Origin of the sequence: Rhodococcus sp. 852002-51564_SCH6189132-a (assembly GCF_001665495.1) — a bacterium.
Lineage (GTDB): Bacteria > Actinomycetota > Actinomycetes > Mycobacteriales > Mycobacteriaceae > Rhodococcus > Rhodococcus pyridinivorans.
Map to the genome: position 1 here is coordinate 32,671 of NZ_LZMJ01000058.1, position 15,599 is coordinate 48,269.

The window sequence follows — 15,599 nt, forward strand, 5'->3', positions numbered from 1 at the left end:
TATCGGCGCCGCCAACTACGGTGCACTCATGACGCGACTCGTGGCCCTGCTCCGCGGAATCAACGTCGGCGGTATCCGCATCCGGATGGCCGATCTGAAGAAGGTCTTCGTCGGCCTCGGCTTCGAGAACGTCCGCACCGTACTCGCGTCCGGCAACGTGCTCTTCGACTCCGAGGACGACCCCGCCACCGCGAAGGCCCGGATCGAGGCCGCACTCACCGAGCGGTTCGGTTACGAGGCCTACACCTTCGTCGTCGAGCAGTCGTATCTCGCGCGGGTCGTCGAGGCGTATCCCTTCGACGACGCACGCGCCGACCGGCATTCGTACGTCGTGTTCGTCTCCGATCCCGCCGTACTCGAATCGCTGGCCGCCCTGTCGGACGATCTCGATCCGAATCTCGAGTGCATCGAGGTAGGCAAGAGGGTCCTCTACTGGCAGGTCGTGAAGGGCTCGACGCTCGACAGTGCCGTGGGGAAACAGTCGGGTTCGGCCCGGAACAAGGCGACGACGACCGTCCGGAACCTCAACACGCTGCGTCGACTGGCCTGACAGGGCACGTCGCCGGCCATCGCACCTGCGTACAGACTGCAGGTAGCGTCCCTCCTCGACATTCGTCCCGCCGGAAGGTCCAGGATGCGCAGACGCACCGGAGCATTCGCCTCGATCGCCGCGGCTGCACTCCTCGCGACCACACCGACGGTGGAGACCGCCGAGTCCGATACCGACTTCTACACGTCCCCTCCGGCATTCGAGACGGCGCCGCTCGGCGACGTCCTGCGCACCGCATCGTCGGTCGCCGCCGTCGTCCCGAAAACCCCGGCCGTCCTCGACGCGGCCGTCACCCGCGTGATGTACCGAGCGGTCTCGACCCCGACGGCCCGATCGCGTTCTGGGGATATTCGCAGGGCGGCATGGTATCCGCCTCGGCCGCCGAACTCGCCGCGACGTACGCCCCGAACTGTCGGTGGTCGGCGCCGTGGCCGGTTCACCGCCCGCCGACCTGGGCGACCTCGCCGTAGCCGGCGACGGATCCCTGCTCTCCGGCGGGATCGGTTGGGTCGTCGACGGTTTCATCTCGGCGACGAGCCGTGGGCGTCGCTGGTCGCCGAGCAGCAACTCAGCAACCGCCCCGGCAATGCCGGTCTTCGTGGCGCAGAGCACGGGCGACGACCTCGTGCTCGTCCAAGGGGTCGACCCCATGGTCGACGAGTGGTGCTCGGCCGGCGCCGACGTCACCTACCGCCGCTACGACGTCGGACCCGTTCTGACGAAGACCGGGACGGGCCATCTGATCGGCATGTTCCCGGCCGTCGTCGAAGGCCTCGACTGGCTCGATCAGCGGTTCTCCGGCCGGGAATCCCAGTCCGACTGCACCGCCTGACATCCCGCCGGAAGAATTTCTCGGGACCGTGTAACACCCTCGGCCGGCCGACAGATAGACCTGATGAGTGGCCGCGCAGGCAACCCCCCGACATGTCTGCGCGGCCACTTGTCGTTTCGCGACCGCTACGGGTTCACAGGTGCGAGGTGTCGTTGACGAGCCGCACGGACGAGCCGCCGTCCGCGTAGAACTCGGCGATGCTGAGCGACGCGAGATCCAGGTGCAGGCGGTACAGCAGCGACGGGCCGGACTCGAGCGCCATCTGCAGGAACGTCTTGATGGGCGTGACGTGCGAGACGACCAGCACGGTCGAGCCGGCGTAGTCGGTCAGCAGGTCGTCGCGCACCGAGGCGATCCGCTTGGCGACCTCGTCGAAGCTCTCGCCGTTCGGGGGTCGCACGGAGGTGTCGCCGAGCCAGCGGCGGTGCAGTTCGGGATCGCGACGCGCGGCCTCGGCGAAGGTGAGACCCTCCCAGTCGCCGAAATCCGTCTCGATCAGCCCGTCGTGCACCGTCACCGGGAGATCGAGGGCGTCGGCGGCCGCAGCGGCCGTCTCCCGCGCTCGCCCCAGCGGTGACGCCAGCACGGCGGTGATCCCGCCGCGGGCACCGAGTCGCCGGGCCGCGGCGACCGCCTGGTCGCGACCGAGTTCGGTCAGCTCCGGGTTGCCCCGCCCCGAGTAGCGACGCTCGACCGACAGCGAGGTCTGCCCGTGACGCAGCAGCAGAAGACGGGTCGGTGACCCGACCGCACCGGTCCAGCCGGGCGAAGCGGGAACTGCCGGGTCGGGCACCGGCACGGCCGGCGGGGTGGCGACGTTCTCGGTCCCCGCATTCGACGGCGCCACGGGACGCGTCACAGTGTCGGACGCGACGTCCAGCAGTGCTTCGGCGGCCGCGTCCATCGCGGCGTTGGCCAACCGATCGGCGTGGGCGTTCTCCGCACGCGGGATCCACGTGAAGTCGACACTGCGGAACCGGCCGGCCAGCTCACGTGCCTGCGCGGCCAGCGGGATCATGTCGGCATGTTTGACCTGCCACCGTCCGCTCATCTGCTCGACGACGAGCTTGGAATCCATGCGGACGTGCACCTCGTCGGCGCCGAGCTCGGCGGCGGCCGTGAGACCGGCGATCAGACCCTTGTACTCGGCGACGTTGTTCGTCGCGCGCCCGATGCTCGCCTGGCGTTCGGCGAGGACGGTCCGATGGTCGGCATCGAAGACCACGGCACCGTAACCGGCCGGTCCGGGATTCCCGCGAGAACCACCGTCCGCTTCGACGACGACCGTCGTCACAGTCCGGATTCCTTGGTGCGGACCAGGATCGCGTCGCACTCCGGGCACCGGACGAGCAGATCGGCGGGTGCGGCGGCGATCCGGGCGATCTCACCGCGGTCCAGTTCGAGACGGCACGCGCCGCAGCGGCGGGCCTGCAGCAGTGCGGCGCCGATGCCGGACTTCTCGCGCTGCTTCTCGTAGAGCGTCACCAGTTCCGTAGGGAAGACGGCGAGCAGTGCCTCGCGGTCGCTGCGGCACCGCTGCTCGGCCACCTCGATGTCGGCGAGCGCCTCGTCGCGGGCCCGGACGGCGTCGCCGAGCTGGTCGTCGACCTGCGAGACCCGCGCACCGGCGTGGTCGTGGTCGGCCTTCGACGCCTCACGACGCTCCATGACCTCGAGCAGGTCGTCCTCGAGTGCCGCCTGGCGACGCTCGAGGCTGGTGAGCTCGTGCTGCAGTTCGGTGAGCTGCTTCGATCCCACCGAGCCGCTCTGGAGCATCGACCGGTCGCGGTCGGCGCGCATGCGCACGGCCTCGATCTCGCCCTCGAGCTTCCGGATGTCCCGGTCGAGGTCGTCGAGGATGATCTCGACGGCCACCGCGGCGTCCTTGCGCGCGTTGCGCTCGGTCTGCAGGCGGTCCACCTCCTGCTGTTCGGGCAGTGTCCGACGGCGATGCGCGAGGCGGTTCAGCTCTGCGTCCACGGCGGCGAGGGACAGCAGCTTGGCCTGCACGGTGGGTTCGACGTTCACTCGGGTGGTTCCTGCTTTCGATGGTGTGTCGGTGGACCGGGAGTCGGCGGCCACGCGGGACGTGTCGTAGCTGATTACCGTACCGCGCCCGCCGCGGTCGTCCAGGGATCGGTGCGCAACTCGCTGACCCGCGCCTGCCAGCCGTCCCGATCGGCGAACGCCCTATCGAGGACGTCGCGGGCCTGCGCGCACCACGGGTACTCGCTCGCCCAGTGCGCGACGTCCACCAGCGCGGGACCCCCGGCGCGCAGATGCTCGTCGGCGGGATGGTGCCGCAGGTCGGCGGTGACGTAGACGTCGACCCCCTGCGCGGTGGCGAGCCCGAGGAAAGAATCACCGGATCCGCCGCACACCGCCACGGTCCGCACCGGCCGGTCGGGGTCGCCCGCACCGCGCACACCCCATTCGGTGGCCGGCAGCGCGGCGGCGACGTCGGCGGTGAACTCGCGCAACGTGCGGGTCTGCGGCAGCTCCCCCACCCGGCCGAGCCCGCGATCGCTCGGCAGGTCGGCGAGTTCGATGATGTCGAAGGCCGGTTCCTCGTACGGGTGCGCGTCGCGCAGGGCCGCGAGTACCGCCGCGCGCGACCGGCGCGGCGCGATGACCTCGATCCGGTCCTCGGGGACGCGTTCGAGGTCGCCGACCGAGCCGACGGCCGGGTCCGCGCCGTCGACCGGGCGGAACTGGCCGGTGCCCGTGGTCGACCAGCAGCATTCGCGGTAGTTGCCGAGAGCACCCGCGCCCGCTGCGAACAGTCCCGCGCGCACCGTGTCGGCGGCGTCGGACGGCACCATCACGACCCACTTGTCGGTCGCGGGTTCGGGCTTGGCCTCGAGCGGTCGCAGGCCGGTCAGGCCCAGCGCCCCGGCGAGGGCGTCCGAGACACCGGGGTTCGCACGGTCGGCGTTGGTGTGCGCGGTGAACAGAGCGCAGCCGCCGCGGATGAGGCGGTGGATCAGCGCGCCCTTGGGGGTGTGCGCGCCCACCGTGTCGACTCCGCGCAGCAGCAGCGGGTGGTGCACCAGCAGCAGTTGCGCGCCCCATTCGATCGCCTCGTCGACGACAGCCGCGGTCGCGTCGACGGCGAGCAGCACCTTGCGCACCGGCTCGTCGGGGTCGCCGGCGACGAGTCCCACCGAGTCCCAGCTCTCCGCCAGCGACGGCGGGTAGGCCGTCTCCAGAACGTCGATCACCTCACGCAGCGTCGCCGCCGTCACGTCCACCTCCAGCCGATCCGCTCTCTCCTACGCGCACGACCCTACGCGGCGGAAGACCGAACGAACGGGGAGAATGGCCCGGTGACCGTTCTCGCTGCCACCCAGCCGCTCGTGCTCCCTGCTCCCGTCGTCCTCTTCGATCTGGACGGCACGCTCACCGATTCCGCGACCGGGGTGATCAACGGGTTCCTCCACGCCGCCGAGACGACCGGTTTCGAGGCACCGGACGGCGACCTGCAGTGGCTGCTCGGACCGCCCATGCGCGACACCCTGCAGAATCTCGGGCTCGACGAGGAGCAGGTCGCTGCGGGACTCGCGGCCTACCGGGACTACTACTCCGCCACCGGCTGGGCGGAGAACGCCGTCTTCGACGGCATCGAAGCAGTGCTCGAGGCCGTCCGTGAGGCAGGTAGCCGCCTGGCGGTGGCGACGTCGAAGTCCCAGACGTTCGCCGAACGGATCCTCGACCACTTCGGTCTGACCGGATACTTCGAGTTCATCGGGGGTGCGAGCGACGACGGCGCCCGGCGGCACAAGTGGGAGGTCGTCGCGCACAGCCTCGCCGCTCTCGGGATCGATCCGCAGGATGCAGAGGCCGGCGGCACGACCGGCGTGGTGATGGTGGGCGACCGCGAGCACGACATCCACGGTGCGGGCCGGTTCGGCATCCCCACGGTCTTCGTCGAGTGGGGTTACGGGACCGAGACCGAGGGTCGTGCGGCGGCGCGGACGACCGCCTCGGTCGAAGAACTGCGGGAGGTGCTCACGGGTGGACGCTGACGACCGCTTCCACGTGACCTTCGTGTGCACCGGCAACATCTGCCGGTCGCCGATGGCCGAGAAGATCTTCGCCGAACACCTGCGCCGGGAAGGACTCGACGAGCGCGTCCGGGTGAGCAGCGCCGGCACGCACGGCTGGCACGTCGGGTCCGAGGCGGATCCGCGCACCGATGCGGTGCTGCAGCGGCACGGTTATCCCACCGGTCACTGCGCGGCGAAGCTCCGTGCCGAGCACCTGGCGGCCGACCTCGTCGTCGCCATGACCACCACTCACGAGCGGGCGCTGGCGCAGCTCGGTGTCCCGTCCGATCGCCGTGTGCTGCTGCGTTCGTTCGATCCCGACGCCGACGACGATTCCGTGCCCGATCCGTACTACGGCTCTCTCGACGAGTTCGAGCAGGTCCGCGAACAGATCGAAACCGCCGTTCCGGGCCTGCTCGAGCGGGTGCGGCAGCAGTGAGACGCACCTCACCGGCTACCGTGGATCTGTGCGCCGATTGACATTTCTCCTACGCCCCGGCTGGTTGGTCCTGGCACTGGTGGTCGTCGGCTTCGCCTACGCGTGCTTCACGGTCCTCGCGCCGTGGCAGCTGGGCAAGAACACGAGCACCGAGGACCGCAACGGTCGCATCGCTGCGTCGATGGCACAGGATCCGGTTCCCGTCGGTGACCTACTGGGCGGCGACGGTCCGACCATCGAGGACGAGTGGCGCCGTGCGCTCGCGCAGGGCTCCTATCTGCCCGAGTCGGACGTGCTCGTGCGGTTGCGCAGCGTCGAGTCGCAGCCGGCCTACGAGGTGCTGACTCCGTTCGCACTCGATTCCGGCGGAACGATCCTCGTCAACCGCGGGTACGTGCGGCCGGTCCGCGGCACCGAGATCCCCGAGATCCCGCCCGCGCCGTCCGGCCCCGTCACGCTCGACGCCCGCATCCGGATGTCCGAGGGAACGGTCGAGGACAAAGCCCCCTTCGTCGACGACGGCTACCAGCAGGTGTACTTCATCGACGCCCCGCAGGTCGCATCCGTCACCGGTCTCGATCTCGAGGACGTCTACCTGCAGCTCGACGCCGACCAGCCCGGCGGTCTCGGCGTGATCCCGCTCCCCCAGCTCGATTCGGGCCCGTACCTGTCGTACGGCCTGCAGTGGCTGGCGTTCGGGATCATGGCTCCGCTGGGTCTGGGCTATTTCGTGTGGGCCGAGCTGCGAGAGCGTAGGAAGTCCAAGGGTTCGCAAGACGGTGGTGACGCAGCCGAGGCCCCGGCGGAAGCGGCACCGCGCACCGCGAGCGAGAAGCTCGCCGATCGATACGGCCGGCCGCGGTGACCGAGCCGACCACCCTGCCCCGATTCGAGGAGCTCCCGATGTACGCGACCGTCGACGACTACCTGGCCGACAAGGATCCGGCCGCCGTCGATGTGTTCCGGCACGTGCGCGCCATGATCCTCGACCTCGGCGGCGACGTCACCGAGCACGTTCACGCGTCCGAGATCTCCTGGTCGCGGGGCCGCCCGTTCGCGGCGGCGTTCGTCTACGCCTCGCGCCTCGAGGTGGCTCTGGATCTGCCGCGGCGCATCCACCACGCGACGCTGCGTGAGGCGTTCCCGAAGAAGGGGACGGTGACGACGCACCGGCTGAGCGTCTCGTCGGTCGACGAACTCGACGACCACTTCGTGGAGTTGCTGAACGTCGCCTACCGCACCGCGGCGGAACCACGCGACTGACGTCTAGGGGATTTGTGTGGATCGGACCCCGCTAGACGGTGGCCGGATCCACCGGAATCGCTACATGTGATTGTGGGCGCGGAGGGTTTCGAACCCCCGACCGCTGGTGTGTAAAACCAGAGCTCTACCACTGAGCTACACGCCCGAAAGACGGCGGCAGATGCCGCCGACTTCGCATCAGGACTTTAGCGCGGCGAGCGCTCTGGCCCAAGCTCCCTGGTCACGGGCCTCTCCGGGCTGGTTCTCCTCCGCGAACTGCACGATGCCGTCCTTGTCGATGACGAACGTGCCGCGGTTCGCGAAACCGAACTTGTCGTTGAACACTCCGTAGGCCTGCGCGACCTCGCCGTGCGGCCAGAAGTCGGACAGCAGCGGGAAGGTGTAGCCCTGCTCGGCTGCCCAGATCTTGTGGCTCGGCGACGGGCCGACCGACACCGCGAGGATGGCGGTGTCGTCGTTCTCGAAGGTGGGCAGGTCGTCGCGGACGGCGCACAGCTCGCCCTGGCAGACGCCGGTGAAGGCGAGGGGGTAGAAGACCAGGAGCACGTTCTTGCTGCCCCGAAAGCTCGACAGCGTCACTTCCTGGTTGTTCTGGTCCTTGAGAGTGAAATCGGGGGCTTCGGCGCCCACGGCGATCGGCATGCGTGAGGATCCTTACGTTCCGGGAGCCGGTTCAGCGGCGGGGACGGCCGGCCTTGGGCTGGACGAGGCGGCTGCCGATCCAGTCACCGAGGTTGGTGGCCGTGGTCTGGGTGAGGCCGGCCGTGGCGGCCGACTCGGCGATCTCGCTGGGCTCGACGTGATCGGGGCGCCCGGTCTTGGGGGTGAGCACCCACACGACGCCCTCGTCGGCGAGGGGGCCGATCGCGTCCATGAGGGCGTCCACCAGGTCGCCGTCGCTGTCGCGCCACCACAGCAGCACGACGTCGACGACCTCGTCGGAATCCTCGTCGAGCAGCTCCGTACCGGTGACCTCTTCGATCGCAGCTCTCAACTCGTCGTCGGTGTCCTCGTCCCAACCGAGTTCCTGCACCACGTGGTCGTGAGTGATACCGAGCTTGGAGACATAGTTCTTGGCATCCGCCGCGGCGACCACGGTGGCTCCTCCTAAGGGTTGTGGTGCGCGAATCGGATCCGCGTACCGGCGTGACGATCAATTGGTCAAAGCGAACATCGTTGCGGGCCTCAACGCAACCCGAATCGCTGGGAAAAGCGGGAGAATCTTTCCAGAGGGACCCATTGCACCGCCTCGCACCGTGTCCGATCCGTCCTGTTGGCCGGGCCACGGCGTGATCCTTCGTCGCGGATGGGGGAAGATGAGGGGTGCATCATGTTCAGATGTCGATTGCGTCGGCTCCCACAAGAGCCGGCCGACGGAGAGGGCGCTCCACCTACGCGCCCACCACGATGAGGAGCAGACGTTGACAGACCTGATCCACGGATCCGACTCCCGAGAAGGCGCCGCACCGGGCGCGTCGGGACCGGATTCCTCGACCAAGCCGGCATCGACCAAGGACAACCGTGTCCGGGTGATCCGCGAGGGTGTGGCCTCCTATCTGCCGGACATCGATCCGGCGGAGACCGAAGAGTGGCTCGAGTCGTTCGACGGAATGCTCGAGGCCGCGGGCCCCACCCGCGCGCGCTACCTGCTGCTGCGCATGCTCGAGCGTGCCAACGAGCGCAAGGTCTCCCTTCCCGCCCTGACCTCCACCGACTACGTCAACACCATCCCCACCGAGAGCGAACCGTGGTTCCCCGGTGACGAGGAGGTCGAGCGTCGCTTCCGCGCGTACATCCGGTGGAACGCGGCGATCATGGTCACCCGCGCGCAGCGCCCGGGTGTCGGCGTCGGTGGTCACATCTCCACCTACGCGTCGTCCGCCGCCCTGTACGAGGTCGGCTTCAACCACTTCTTCCGCGGCAAGGACCATCCCGGCGGCGGCGACCAGGTCTTCATCCAGGGCCACGCCTCCCCCGGTATCTACGCCCGAGCCTTCCTCGAGGGCCGCATCGGCACGGAGCAGCTCGACGGCTTCCGTCAGGAGCACAGCCACGCCTCGCTCGGCGGCGGCCTGCCCTCGTACCCGCACCCGCGCCTGCTCCCGACCTTCTGGGAGTTCCCGACCGTGTCCATGGGCCTGGGCCCGATGAACGCGATCTACCAGGCACGGTTCAATCACTACCTGCACGACCGGGGCATCAAGGACACCTCCGATCAGCACGTCTGGGCGTTCCTCGGCGACGGCGAGATGGACGAGCCGGAGTCGCGCGGTCTGGCGCACGTCGCGGCCACCGAGGGTCTCGACAACCTGACCTTCGTCGTCAACTGCAACCTGCAGCGTCTCGACGGCCCGGTGCGCGGCAACGGCAAGATCATCCAGGAGCTGGAGTCGTTCTTCCGCGGCTCCGGCTGGAACGTCATCAAGGTCGTGTGGGGCCGCGAGTGGGACGCCCTGCTGCACGCCGACAAGGACGGCGCACTGGTCAATCTCATGAACGCCACCCCCGACGGCGACTACCAGACCTACAAGGCCAACGACGGCGCGTTCGTGCGCGAGCACTTCTTCGGCCGCGACCCGCGGACGAAGGAACTGGTCAAGGACCTGTCCGACCAGCAGATCTGGAACCTCAAGCGCGGTGGCCACGACTACCGCAAGATCTACGCGGCCTACAAGGCGGCGATGGAGCACAAGGGTCAGCCGACGGTGATCCTCGCGCACACCATCAAGGGCTACACGCTCGGTAAGCACTTCGAGGGCCGCAACGCGACCCACCAGATGAAGAAGCTCACCCTCGAGGACCTCAAGTACTTCCGCGACATCCAGCGGATCCCGATCTCGGACGAAGAGCTCGAGAAGGATCCGAAGATGCCGCCGTACTACCACCCCGGCTTCGAGTCGCCCGAGATCCAGTACATGCTCGAGCGTCGCCGGGCCCTCGGCGGTTTCCTTCCGGAGCGCCGCACCACCGCGAAGCCGTTGGCGCTGCCCGCGGAGAAGACCTACGACGTCGTCCGCAAGGGTTCGGGCAAGCAGGAGGTCGCCACCACCATGGCGACGGTCCGTGTGCTCAAGGAACTGTTGCGCGACAAGGAGATCGGCAAGCGCATCGTGCCGATCATCCCGGACGAGGCCCGCACCTTCGGTATGGACTCGTGGTTCCCGTCGCTGAAGATCTACAACCGCAACGGTCAGCTGTACACCTCGGTCGACGCCGATCTGATGCTTGCCTACAAGGAGAGCGAAGTCGGGCAGATCCTGCACGAGGGCATCAACGAGGCCGGTTCGACGGCGTCGTTCACGGCGGTCGGGACGTCCTACGCAACGCAGGGCGAGCCGATGATCCCCGTGTACATCTTCTACTCGATGTTCGGTTTCCAGCGCACGGGCGACGGCCTGTGGGCGGCGGCCGACCAGATGGCACGCGGGTTCGCCCTCGGCGCGACGGCCGGTCGCACCACGCTGACCGGTGAGGGCCTGCAGCACGCCGACGGGCACTCGCTGCTGCTCGCGTCGACCAACCCGGCCGCGGTCACCTACGACCCGGCGTTCTCCTACGAGATCGCCCACATCTTCCGCGACGGTCTGCGGCGGATGTACGGCGGCACGGAGGGTGTCGACGGCTTCGGCGGTGAGGACGTCTTCTACTACATCACCATCTACAACGAGCCGTACTCGCAGCCGGCCGAGCCGGAGGATCTCGACGTCGAGGGTCTTCTCAAGGGCATCTACCTGTACAAGCGGGGACCGGAGTCGGGTCCGAAGGCGCAGATCCTGGTCTCGGGCGTGATGATGCCCGAGGCGCTGCGTGCGCAGAAGATGCTCGCCGACGAATGGGGAGTGTCCGCGGACGTCTGGTCCGTCACTTCGTGGGGCGAGCTGCGCCGCGACGGCGTCGAGTGCGACCGCCAGGCGCTGCTGAACCCCGGTGAGGAAGCCTCGGTGCCGTACGTCGCGTCGGTGCTCAACGACGCGGCGGGTCCGTTCGTCGCGGTGTCCGACTGGATGCGCGCGGTGCCCGATCAGATCCGCAAGTGGGTTCCGGGCGACTACACGGTGCTCGGCGCCGACGGCTTCGGCTTCTCCGACACCCGTGGCGCCGCCCGCCGCGTGTTCAACATCGACGCCGAGTCCACGGTGGTCGCGGTGCTCTCGGCACTCGGCCGCGAAGGCGCGATCGATCGTGAGAAGGCCGTCGAGGCGGCCCGCACCTACAAGATCGACGACGTGACGGCCGCCCCGGTCTCGATGGCGGATCCGGGCGTCGCCTGATCCGTCCGCCGGTCACGTCCGAGTGGCGTGACCGGCCGGCTCGCGGGCGCCGGGTACTTTCGTCCCATGGTCGACGAGCCGCAACCCCGCCGGACCGGGCAGGTACCGGGCGTTCACAGGGAACGCCCGGTACCGCCGTCCCGTCCCGAGCGGGCACCGCTGCCCGACGCGCTGCTCCGTCGGGTCAAGCAGTTCTCGGGGCGACTGTCCACCGAAGCGGTACACGTCATGCAGGAGCAATTGCCCTTCTTCGCCGATCTCGACGCGTCGCAGCGGTCGACCGTGCAGCTGGTGATCCAGACGTCGGTGGTCGACTTCCTCGAGTGGGTGCGCAATCCCGACAGCGACCTGCGCTTCAGCCTCGACGCCTTCCAGATGATCCCGCAGGATCTCGCCCGGCGACTGACGCTGCGCCAGACGGTGGACATGGTCCGCGCGGCGATGGAGTTCTTCGAGCAGTGGCTGCCGGCCCTCGCCCGCAACGAGGAACAGCTCGTGGCGCTCACCGAGGCGATCCTACGGTACGGGCGCGAGCTCGGTTTCGCTGCCGCGGCGGTGTACGCGGGGGCGGCCGAGTCGCGGGGCGCCTGGGACACGCGGCTCGAGGCCCTCGTCGTCGACGCCGTGGTGCGTGGGGACACCGGGCCCGACATGCAGTCGCGGGCCGCGACCCTCAACTGGGACGCGACCGCCCCGGCGACGGTGATAGTCGGTACTCCCCCGCCCGACCAGGGCGTCTCGGTGATCACCACCGTGCACACCGTCGCCCAGGAGCACGGTCGCGCGGCTCTCGCGGTGGTGCAGGGCGAACGCCTGGTGATGGTGGTCAGCGGTGAACTGCACGGGACGGTCGACGCGGCGGACTTCCGCTCCGAGTTGATGCGCGCGTTCTCCGACGATCCGGTGGTGATCGGTCCGACGACACCGACGCTGGCGACCGCACACGTCTCCGCCGTCGAAGCGCTCGCCGGCATGGAGGCGGTCGTGGGGTGGCCGGGGGCTCCCCGGCCGGTGCACGCCGCCGAGCTGTTGCCCGAACGTGCGCTGCTCGGTGATCCCGGCGCGATCGCCGCGCTCGAGGACTTCGTCGTCGCCCCGCTCGCAGCCGCCGGGCCGTCCCTCGCGGACACGCTGGACGCATACCTCGACAGTGGGGGCGCTGTCGAGACTTGCGCCCGGAAGCTGTTTGTTCATCCAAATACCGTGCGGTATCGATTGAAGCGGATCACAGAAGTAACGGGTCGGGATCCCACAAATCCTCGCGATGCGTACGTGCTTCGAATCGCTGCCACGGTAGGCCGCCTGGCACGAAGCCATAACGAATTGAGATCGCCTGCACCACCTGTCACACGATTCACAATTCGCGAATCGGACACGTAACGTCCCCGGCCTTTCCACCGATAGCGAGCACCGACGTGCAGATTTGTGGGAACCCTACAAATCGAGGGGCAACCTTTCATCGCTACCGACATCTCGCAGGCACCCATTCGCGGTGTTCCCTGGTGATCGTGATTTCGCTGCTTGCCCCCGGCCAGGGGTCTCAGACACCCGGAATGCTCGCCCCGTGGCTCGAGCAGTCCGGAGCGCGCGACCGGATCGACCGGTGGTCGCAGACGGCGGGACTCGATCTCGCGCGTCTCGGCACCACTGCCACCGCCGAGGAGATCACCGACACCGCGGTGACCCAGCCGCTCGTGGTGGCCTCCGCCCTGCTCGCCTTCGAGGATCTCGACCGTCGCGGCCTCGTGCCCGCCGACACGATCGTCGCCGGCCACTCCGTCGGCGAACTCGCAGCGGCCGCCATCGCGGGTGTCATCAGCGCCGACGACGCCGTCGCCCTCGCCGCCGTCCGCGGAGCCGAGATGGCCCGCGCCTGCGCCCTCGAACCCACCGGAATGTCCGCCGTCCTCGGCGGCGCCGAGGACGAGGTGCTCGCGCGCCTCGCCGAGTTGGATCTGGCCCCCGCAAACATGAATGCGGCCGGTCAGATCGTCGCAGCCGGGCGCCTGAGTGCGCTCGAGGAACTCGCTGCGAACCCGCCCGAGAAGGCCCGCGTCCGCGCCCTGCCGGTCGCCGGTGCCTTCCACACCCGATTCATGGCACCCGCCCAGGACGCCGTGGCTGCCGCCGCGGCGAAGATCACACCATCGGATCCGACGCACACGCTGCTGTCGAACTACGACGGCAAGCCCGTCACCTCCGGAGCCGACGCCCTCGAACGTCTCGCAGCTCAGGTCACCCGGCCCGTCCGGTGGGACCTGTGCACCGCCTACCTGCGCGCGGCGCAGGTGAGCCGGATCGTCGAGCTTCCCCCCGCCGGCACGCTGGTGGGCATCGCCAAGCGCGAGATGCGCGGCACGCCCACCGTCGCCCTCAAGACCCCCGCGGAGATCTCCGCTCTGGCCGAAAGTCTTCAACTCGGTTAGGTTGCTGCGCGCGCCGTCGCACAGCACGGGCACCTCACCGGGACCTCCCCGGACCCCCGACCGGAAACATCCGGCCGGTTTCGAACGACATAGTCGACAGATCGAGAAGGGAGCCACATCGTGGCCGCCACCCAGGAAGAAATCATCGCCGGTCTCGCGGAGATCATCGAAGAGGTCACCGGCATCGAGCCCTCCGAGGTGACCGTCGACAAGTCCTTCGTCGACGACCTCGACATCGACTCGCTGTCCATGGTCGAGATCGCCGTCCAGACCGAGGACAAGTACGGCGTGAAGATCCCTGACGAGGATCTCGCCGGTCTGCGCACCGTCGGTGACGCCGTGAACTACATCCAGAAGCTCGAGGCCGCAGGCGTTCAGGCCACGAACGACAACGAATGAGTTCTGCTGTGACCTCCCCTTCTCCTCGGGCACTCCGCAACGTCGTCGTCACCAGCCTCGCGGCTACGACGTCGATCGCCGGCGACGTGGACGCCACCTGGAAAGCACTGCTGGCCGGTGAGAGCGGGATCGGCACCATCGACGGCGGATTCGTCGACGAGTTCGACCTCCCGGTGCGCATCGGCGGAACCCTGAAGGTCAGCCCCGACGAGGGACTGTCCCGGGTGGAACTCCGTCGCATGAGCTTCGTCGAGCGCCTCGCGCTCACCCTCGGGCGCACCGTCTGGCAGAACGCCGGCAGCCCCGAAGTCGACCAGGACCGTCTCGGTGTGGTCATCGGTACGGGCCTCGGTGGCGGCGAGTCGCTCATCGACGCCGTCGACAAGCTCCGTGCCGGCGGCTACCGCAAGGTCTCGCCCTTCGCGGTGCAGATGATCATGCCGAACGGACCGTCGGCCACCGTCGGGCTCGAACTCGGTGCTCGCGCAGGGGTCATCACCCCGGTCTCGGCGTGCTCGTCCGGATCCGAGGCGATCGCCAACGCGTTCCGCATGATCGCCTTCGGCGACGCCGACATCGTCGTCACCGGTGGTGTCGAGGGTCAGCTGGACGCGGTCGCCACCGCGGGCTTCGCGATGATGCGGGCGCTGAGCACCCGCAACGAGGACCCGAAGGGCGCCTCGCGTCCGTTCGACAAGGACCGCGACGGTTTCGTCTTCGGCGAGGCCGGCGCACTGATGGTCCTCGAGAGCGAGGAGCACGCCAAGGCACGCGGAGCGACCATCCACGCTCGTATCCTCGGCGCCGGCATCACCTCCGACGGTTACCACATCGTCGCCCCCGATCCGGAAGGTACGGGAGCGGCTCGGGCCATGCGGCGAGCGATCGAGACCGCCGGGCTCACCAAGGCCGACATCGGGCACGTCAACGCGCACGCGACGGCCACCCCGATCGGCGACGTGGCCGAAGCCAAGGCCATCAACGCGGCCGTGGGCAACCACGCCGCGATCTACGCCCCCAAGTCCGCGCTCGGTCATTCGATCGGTGCGGTGGGTGCACTCGAAGCAGTACTCACGGTCCTGGCTCTGCGTGACGGGGTCATCCCGCCCACGCTGAATCTCGAGAACCAGGATCCAGAGATCGATCTCGACGTGGTCAAGGGCGAACCACGTTCCGGCCGGATCGATTTCGCGCTGAACAACTCGTTCGGTTTCGGTGGGCACAACGTGGCGCTCGCATTCGGTCGCGCCTGACCGTCGACGCCGCTGCGCCCCATGCGGTGGGGGGGGCCCCCCGCCCCGCCCCCCCCCCCCCCCCCCCCCCCCCCCCCCCCCCCCCGCCCCGCCCCCCAGCCCACACCGGGCGCCCCCGCG

Annotated in this window: 16 protein-coding genes, 1 tRNA gene and 1 pseudogene; 12 read left to right on the forward strand and 6 right to left on the reverse strand. The window is 68.9% G+C overall.

Annotated features, from left to right (window positions below; translation table 11 throughout):
- Positions 1-28 precede the first annotated feature (28 nt).
- The 3 genes and pseudogenes from A5767_RS13950 to A5767_RS23765 all read left to right on the forward strand — a co-directional run bounded on the left by A5767_RS13950 (position 29) and on the right by A5767_RS23765 (position 1,382).
- A complete protein-coding gene (locus A5767_RS13950) occupies positions 29-550 on the forward strand; it encodes a DUF1697 domain-containing protein (RefSeq protein ID WP_019289801.1) in 522 nt (173 codons plus the stop codon).
- Between the two features lie 362 nt (positions 551-912).
- Positions 913-1,019: pseudogene (locus A5767_RS23760) on the forward strand (lipase family protein); the annotation flags it as partial.
- Positions 1,020-1,136: 117 nt separating this feature from the next.
- Positions 1,137-1,382 (forward strand): lipase family protein, encoded by a 246-nt coding sequence (locus A5767_RS23765; protein WP_230826264.1) that lies wholly within the window; start codon positions 1,137-1,139, stop codon positions 1,380-1,382.
- Positions 1,383-1,515: 133 nt separating this feature from the next.
- Here A5767_RS23765 and A5767_RS13960 read toward each other — a convergent pair whose 3' ends face one another.
- The 3 genes from A5767_RS13960 to A5767_RS13970 all read right to left on the reverse strand — a co-directional run bounded on the left by A5767_RS13960 (position 1,516) and on the right by A5767_RS13970 (position 4,633).
- A complete protein-coding gene (locus A5767_RS13960) occupies positions 1,516-2,676 on the reverse strand; it encodes a bifunctional RNase H/acid phosphatase (protein WP_064852527.1) in 1,161 nt (386 codons plus the stop codon).
- The gene (locus tag A5767_RS13965; RefSeq protein ID WP_006554428.1) at positions 2,673-3,410 is read right to left on the reverse strand and encodes a zinc ribbon domain-containing protein; all 738 of its coding nucleotides are present in this window, start codon (positions 3,408-3,410) and stop codon (positions 2,673-2,675) included. The genes A5767_RS13960 and A5767_RS13965 overlap by 4 nt, the downstream gene beginning before the upstream one ends.
- 74 nt (positions 3,411-3,484) lie before the next feature.
- Entirely contained in the window at positions 3,485-4,633 is a 1,149-nt protein-coding gene (locus A5767_RS13970) for a Nif3-like dinuclear metal center hexameric protein (protein WP_006554429.1), read from the reverse strand.
- 75 nt (positions 4,634-4,708) lie between these two features.
- Here A5767_RS13970 and A5767_RS13975 point away from each other — a divergent pair, with 75 nt between their 5' ends.
- The 4 genes from A5767_RS13975 to A5767_RS13990 are packed head-to-tail and all read left to right on the forward strand — an operon-like array spanning position 4,709 to position 7,130.
- Entirely contained in the window at positions 4,709-5,407 is a 699-nt protein-coding gene (locus A5767_RS13975) for an HAD hydrolase-like protein (protein ID WP_006554430.1), read from the forward strand.
- Entirely contained in the window at positions 5,397-5,867 is a 471-nt protein-coding gene (locus A5767_RS13980) for a low molecular weight protein-tyrosine-phosphatase (protein WP_006554431.1), read from the forward strand. The genes A5767_RS13975 and A5767_RS13980 overlap by 11 nt, the downstream gene beginning before the upstream one ends.
- A gap of 28 nt (positions 5,868-5,895) precedes the next feature.
- Positions 5,896-6,732 carry an SURF1 family cytochrome oxidase biogenesis protein gene (locus A5767_RS13985; protein WP_037216851.1) on the forward strand — a complete coding sequence of 279 codons (837 nt, stop codon included), beginning with the start codon at positions 5,896-5,898 and terminating at the stop codon, positions 6,730-6,732.
- Positions 6,729-7,130 carry a DUF5655 domain-containing protein gene (locus A5767_RS13990; RefSeq protein WP_006554434.1) on the forward strand — a complete coding sequence of 134 codons (402 nt, stop codon included), beginning with the start codon at positions 6,729-6,731 and terminating at the stop codon, positions 7,128-7,130. The genes A5767_RS13985 and A5767_RS13990 overlap by 4 nt, the downstream gene beginning before the upstream one ends.
- Before the next feature lie 73 nt (positions 7,131-7,203).
- Here A5767_RS13990 and A5767_RS13995 read toward each other — a convergent pair.
- The 3 genes from A5767_RS13995 to A5767_RS14005 form a co-directional block, all read right to left on the reverse strand.
- Positions 7,204-7,275: transfer RNA gene (locus A5767_RS13995), tRNA-Val, on the reverse strand.
- Positions 7,276-7,307: 32 nt separating this feature from the next.
- The gene (locus A5767_RS14000; protein ID WP_019289828.1) at positions 7,308-7,772 is read right to left on the reverse strand and encodes a peroxiredoxin; all 465 of its coding nucleotides are present in this window, start codon (positions 7,770-7,772) and stop codon (positions 7,308-7,310) included.
- A gap of 31 nt (positions 7,773-7,803) precedes the next feature.
- Positions 7,804-8,226 carry a DUF3052 domain-containing protein gene (locus A5767_RS14005; protein ID WP_006554437.1) on the reverse strand — a complete coding sequence of 141 codons (423 nt, stop codon included), beginning with the start codon at positions 8,224-8,226 and terminating at the stop codon, positions 7,804-7,806.
- Between the two features lie 325 nt (positions 8,227-8,551).
- Here A5767_RS14005 and aceE point away from each other — a divergent pair, with 325 nt between their 5' ends.
- From aceE to A5767_RS14030, 5 genes are all read left to right on the forward strand, one after another.
- Positions 8,552-11,401, forward strand: a complete 2,850-nt coding sequence (gene aceE, locus A5767_RS14010) for a pyruvate dehydrogenase (acetyl-transferring), homodimeric type (protein WP_064852528.1) — start codon at positions 8,552-8,554, stop codon at positions 11,399-11,401.
- A gap of 66 nt (positions 11,402-11,467) precedes the next feature.
- Positions 11,468-12,781 (forward strand): PucR family transcriptional regulator, encoded by a 1,314-nt coding sequence (locus tag A5767_RS14015; protein WP_006554439.1) that lies wholly within the window; start codon positions 11,468-11,470, stop codon positions 12,779-12,781.
- 128 nt (positions 12,782-12,909) lie between these two features.
- Positions 12,910-13,827: an ACP S-malonyltransferase gene (locus A5767_RS14020; RefSeq protein ID WP_024101330.1), complete on the forward strand. Its 918-nt coding sequence runs from the start codon at positions 12,910-12,912 to the stop codon at positions 13,825-13,827.
- 120 nt (positions 13,828-13,947) lie between these two features.
- Positions 13,948-14,226, forward strand: a complete 279-nt coding sequence (acpM, locus tag A5767_RS14025) for a meromycolate extension acyl carrier protein AcpM (protein WP_006554441.1) — start codon at positions 13,948-13,950, stop codon at positions 14,224-14,226.
- Positions 14,223-15,479, forward strand: a complete 1,257-nt coding sequence (locus A5767_RS14030) for a KasA/KasB family beta-ketoacyl-ACP synthase (RefSeq protein ID WP_162836414.1) — start codon at positions 14,223-14,225, stop codon at positions 15,477-15,479. The genes acpM and A5767_RS14030 overlap by 4 nt, the downstream gene beginning before the upstream one ends.
- The last annotated feature ends 120 nt before the right edge of the window (positions 15,480-15,599 follow it).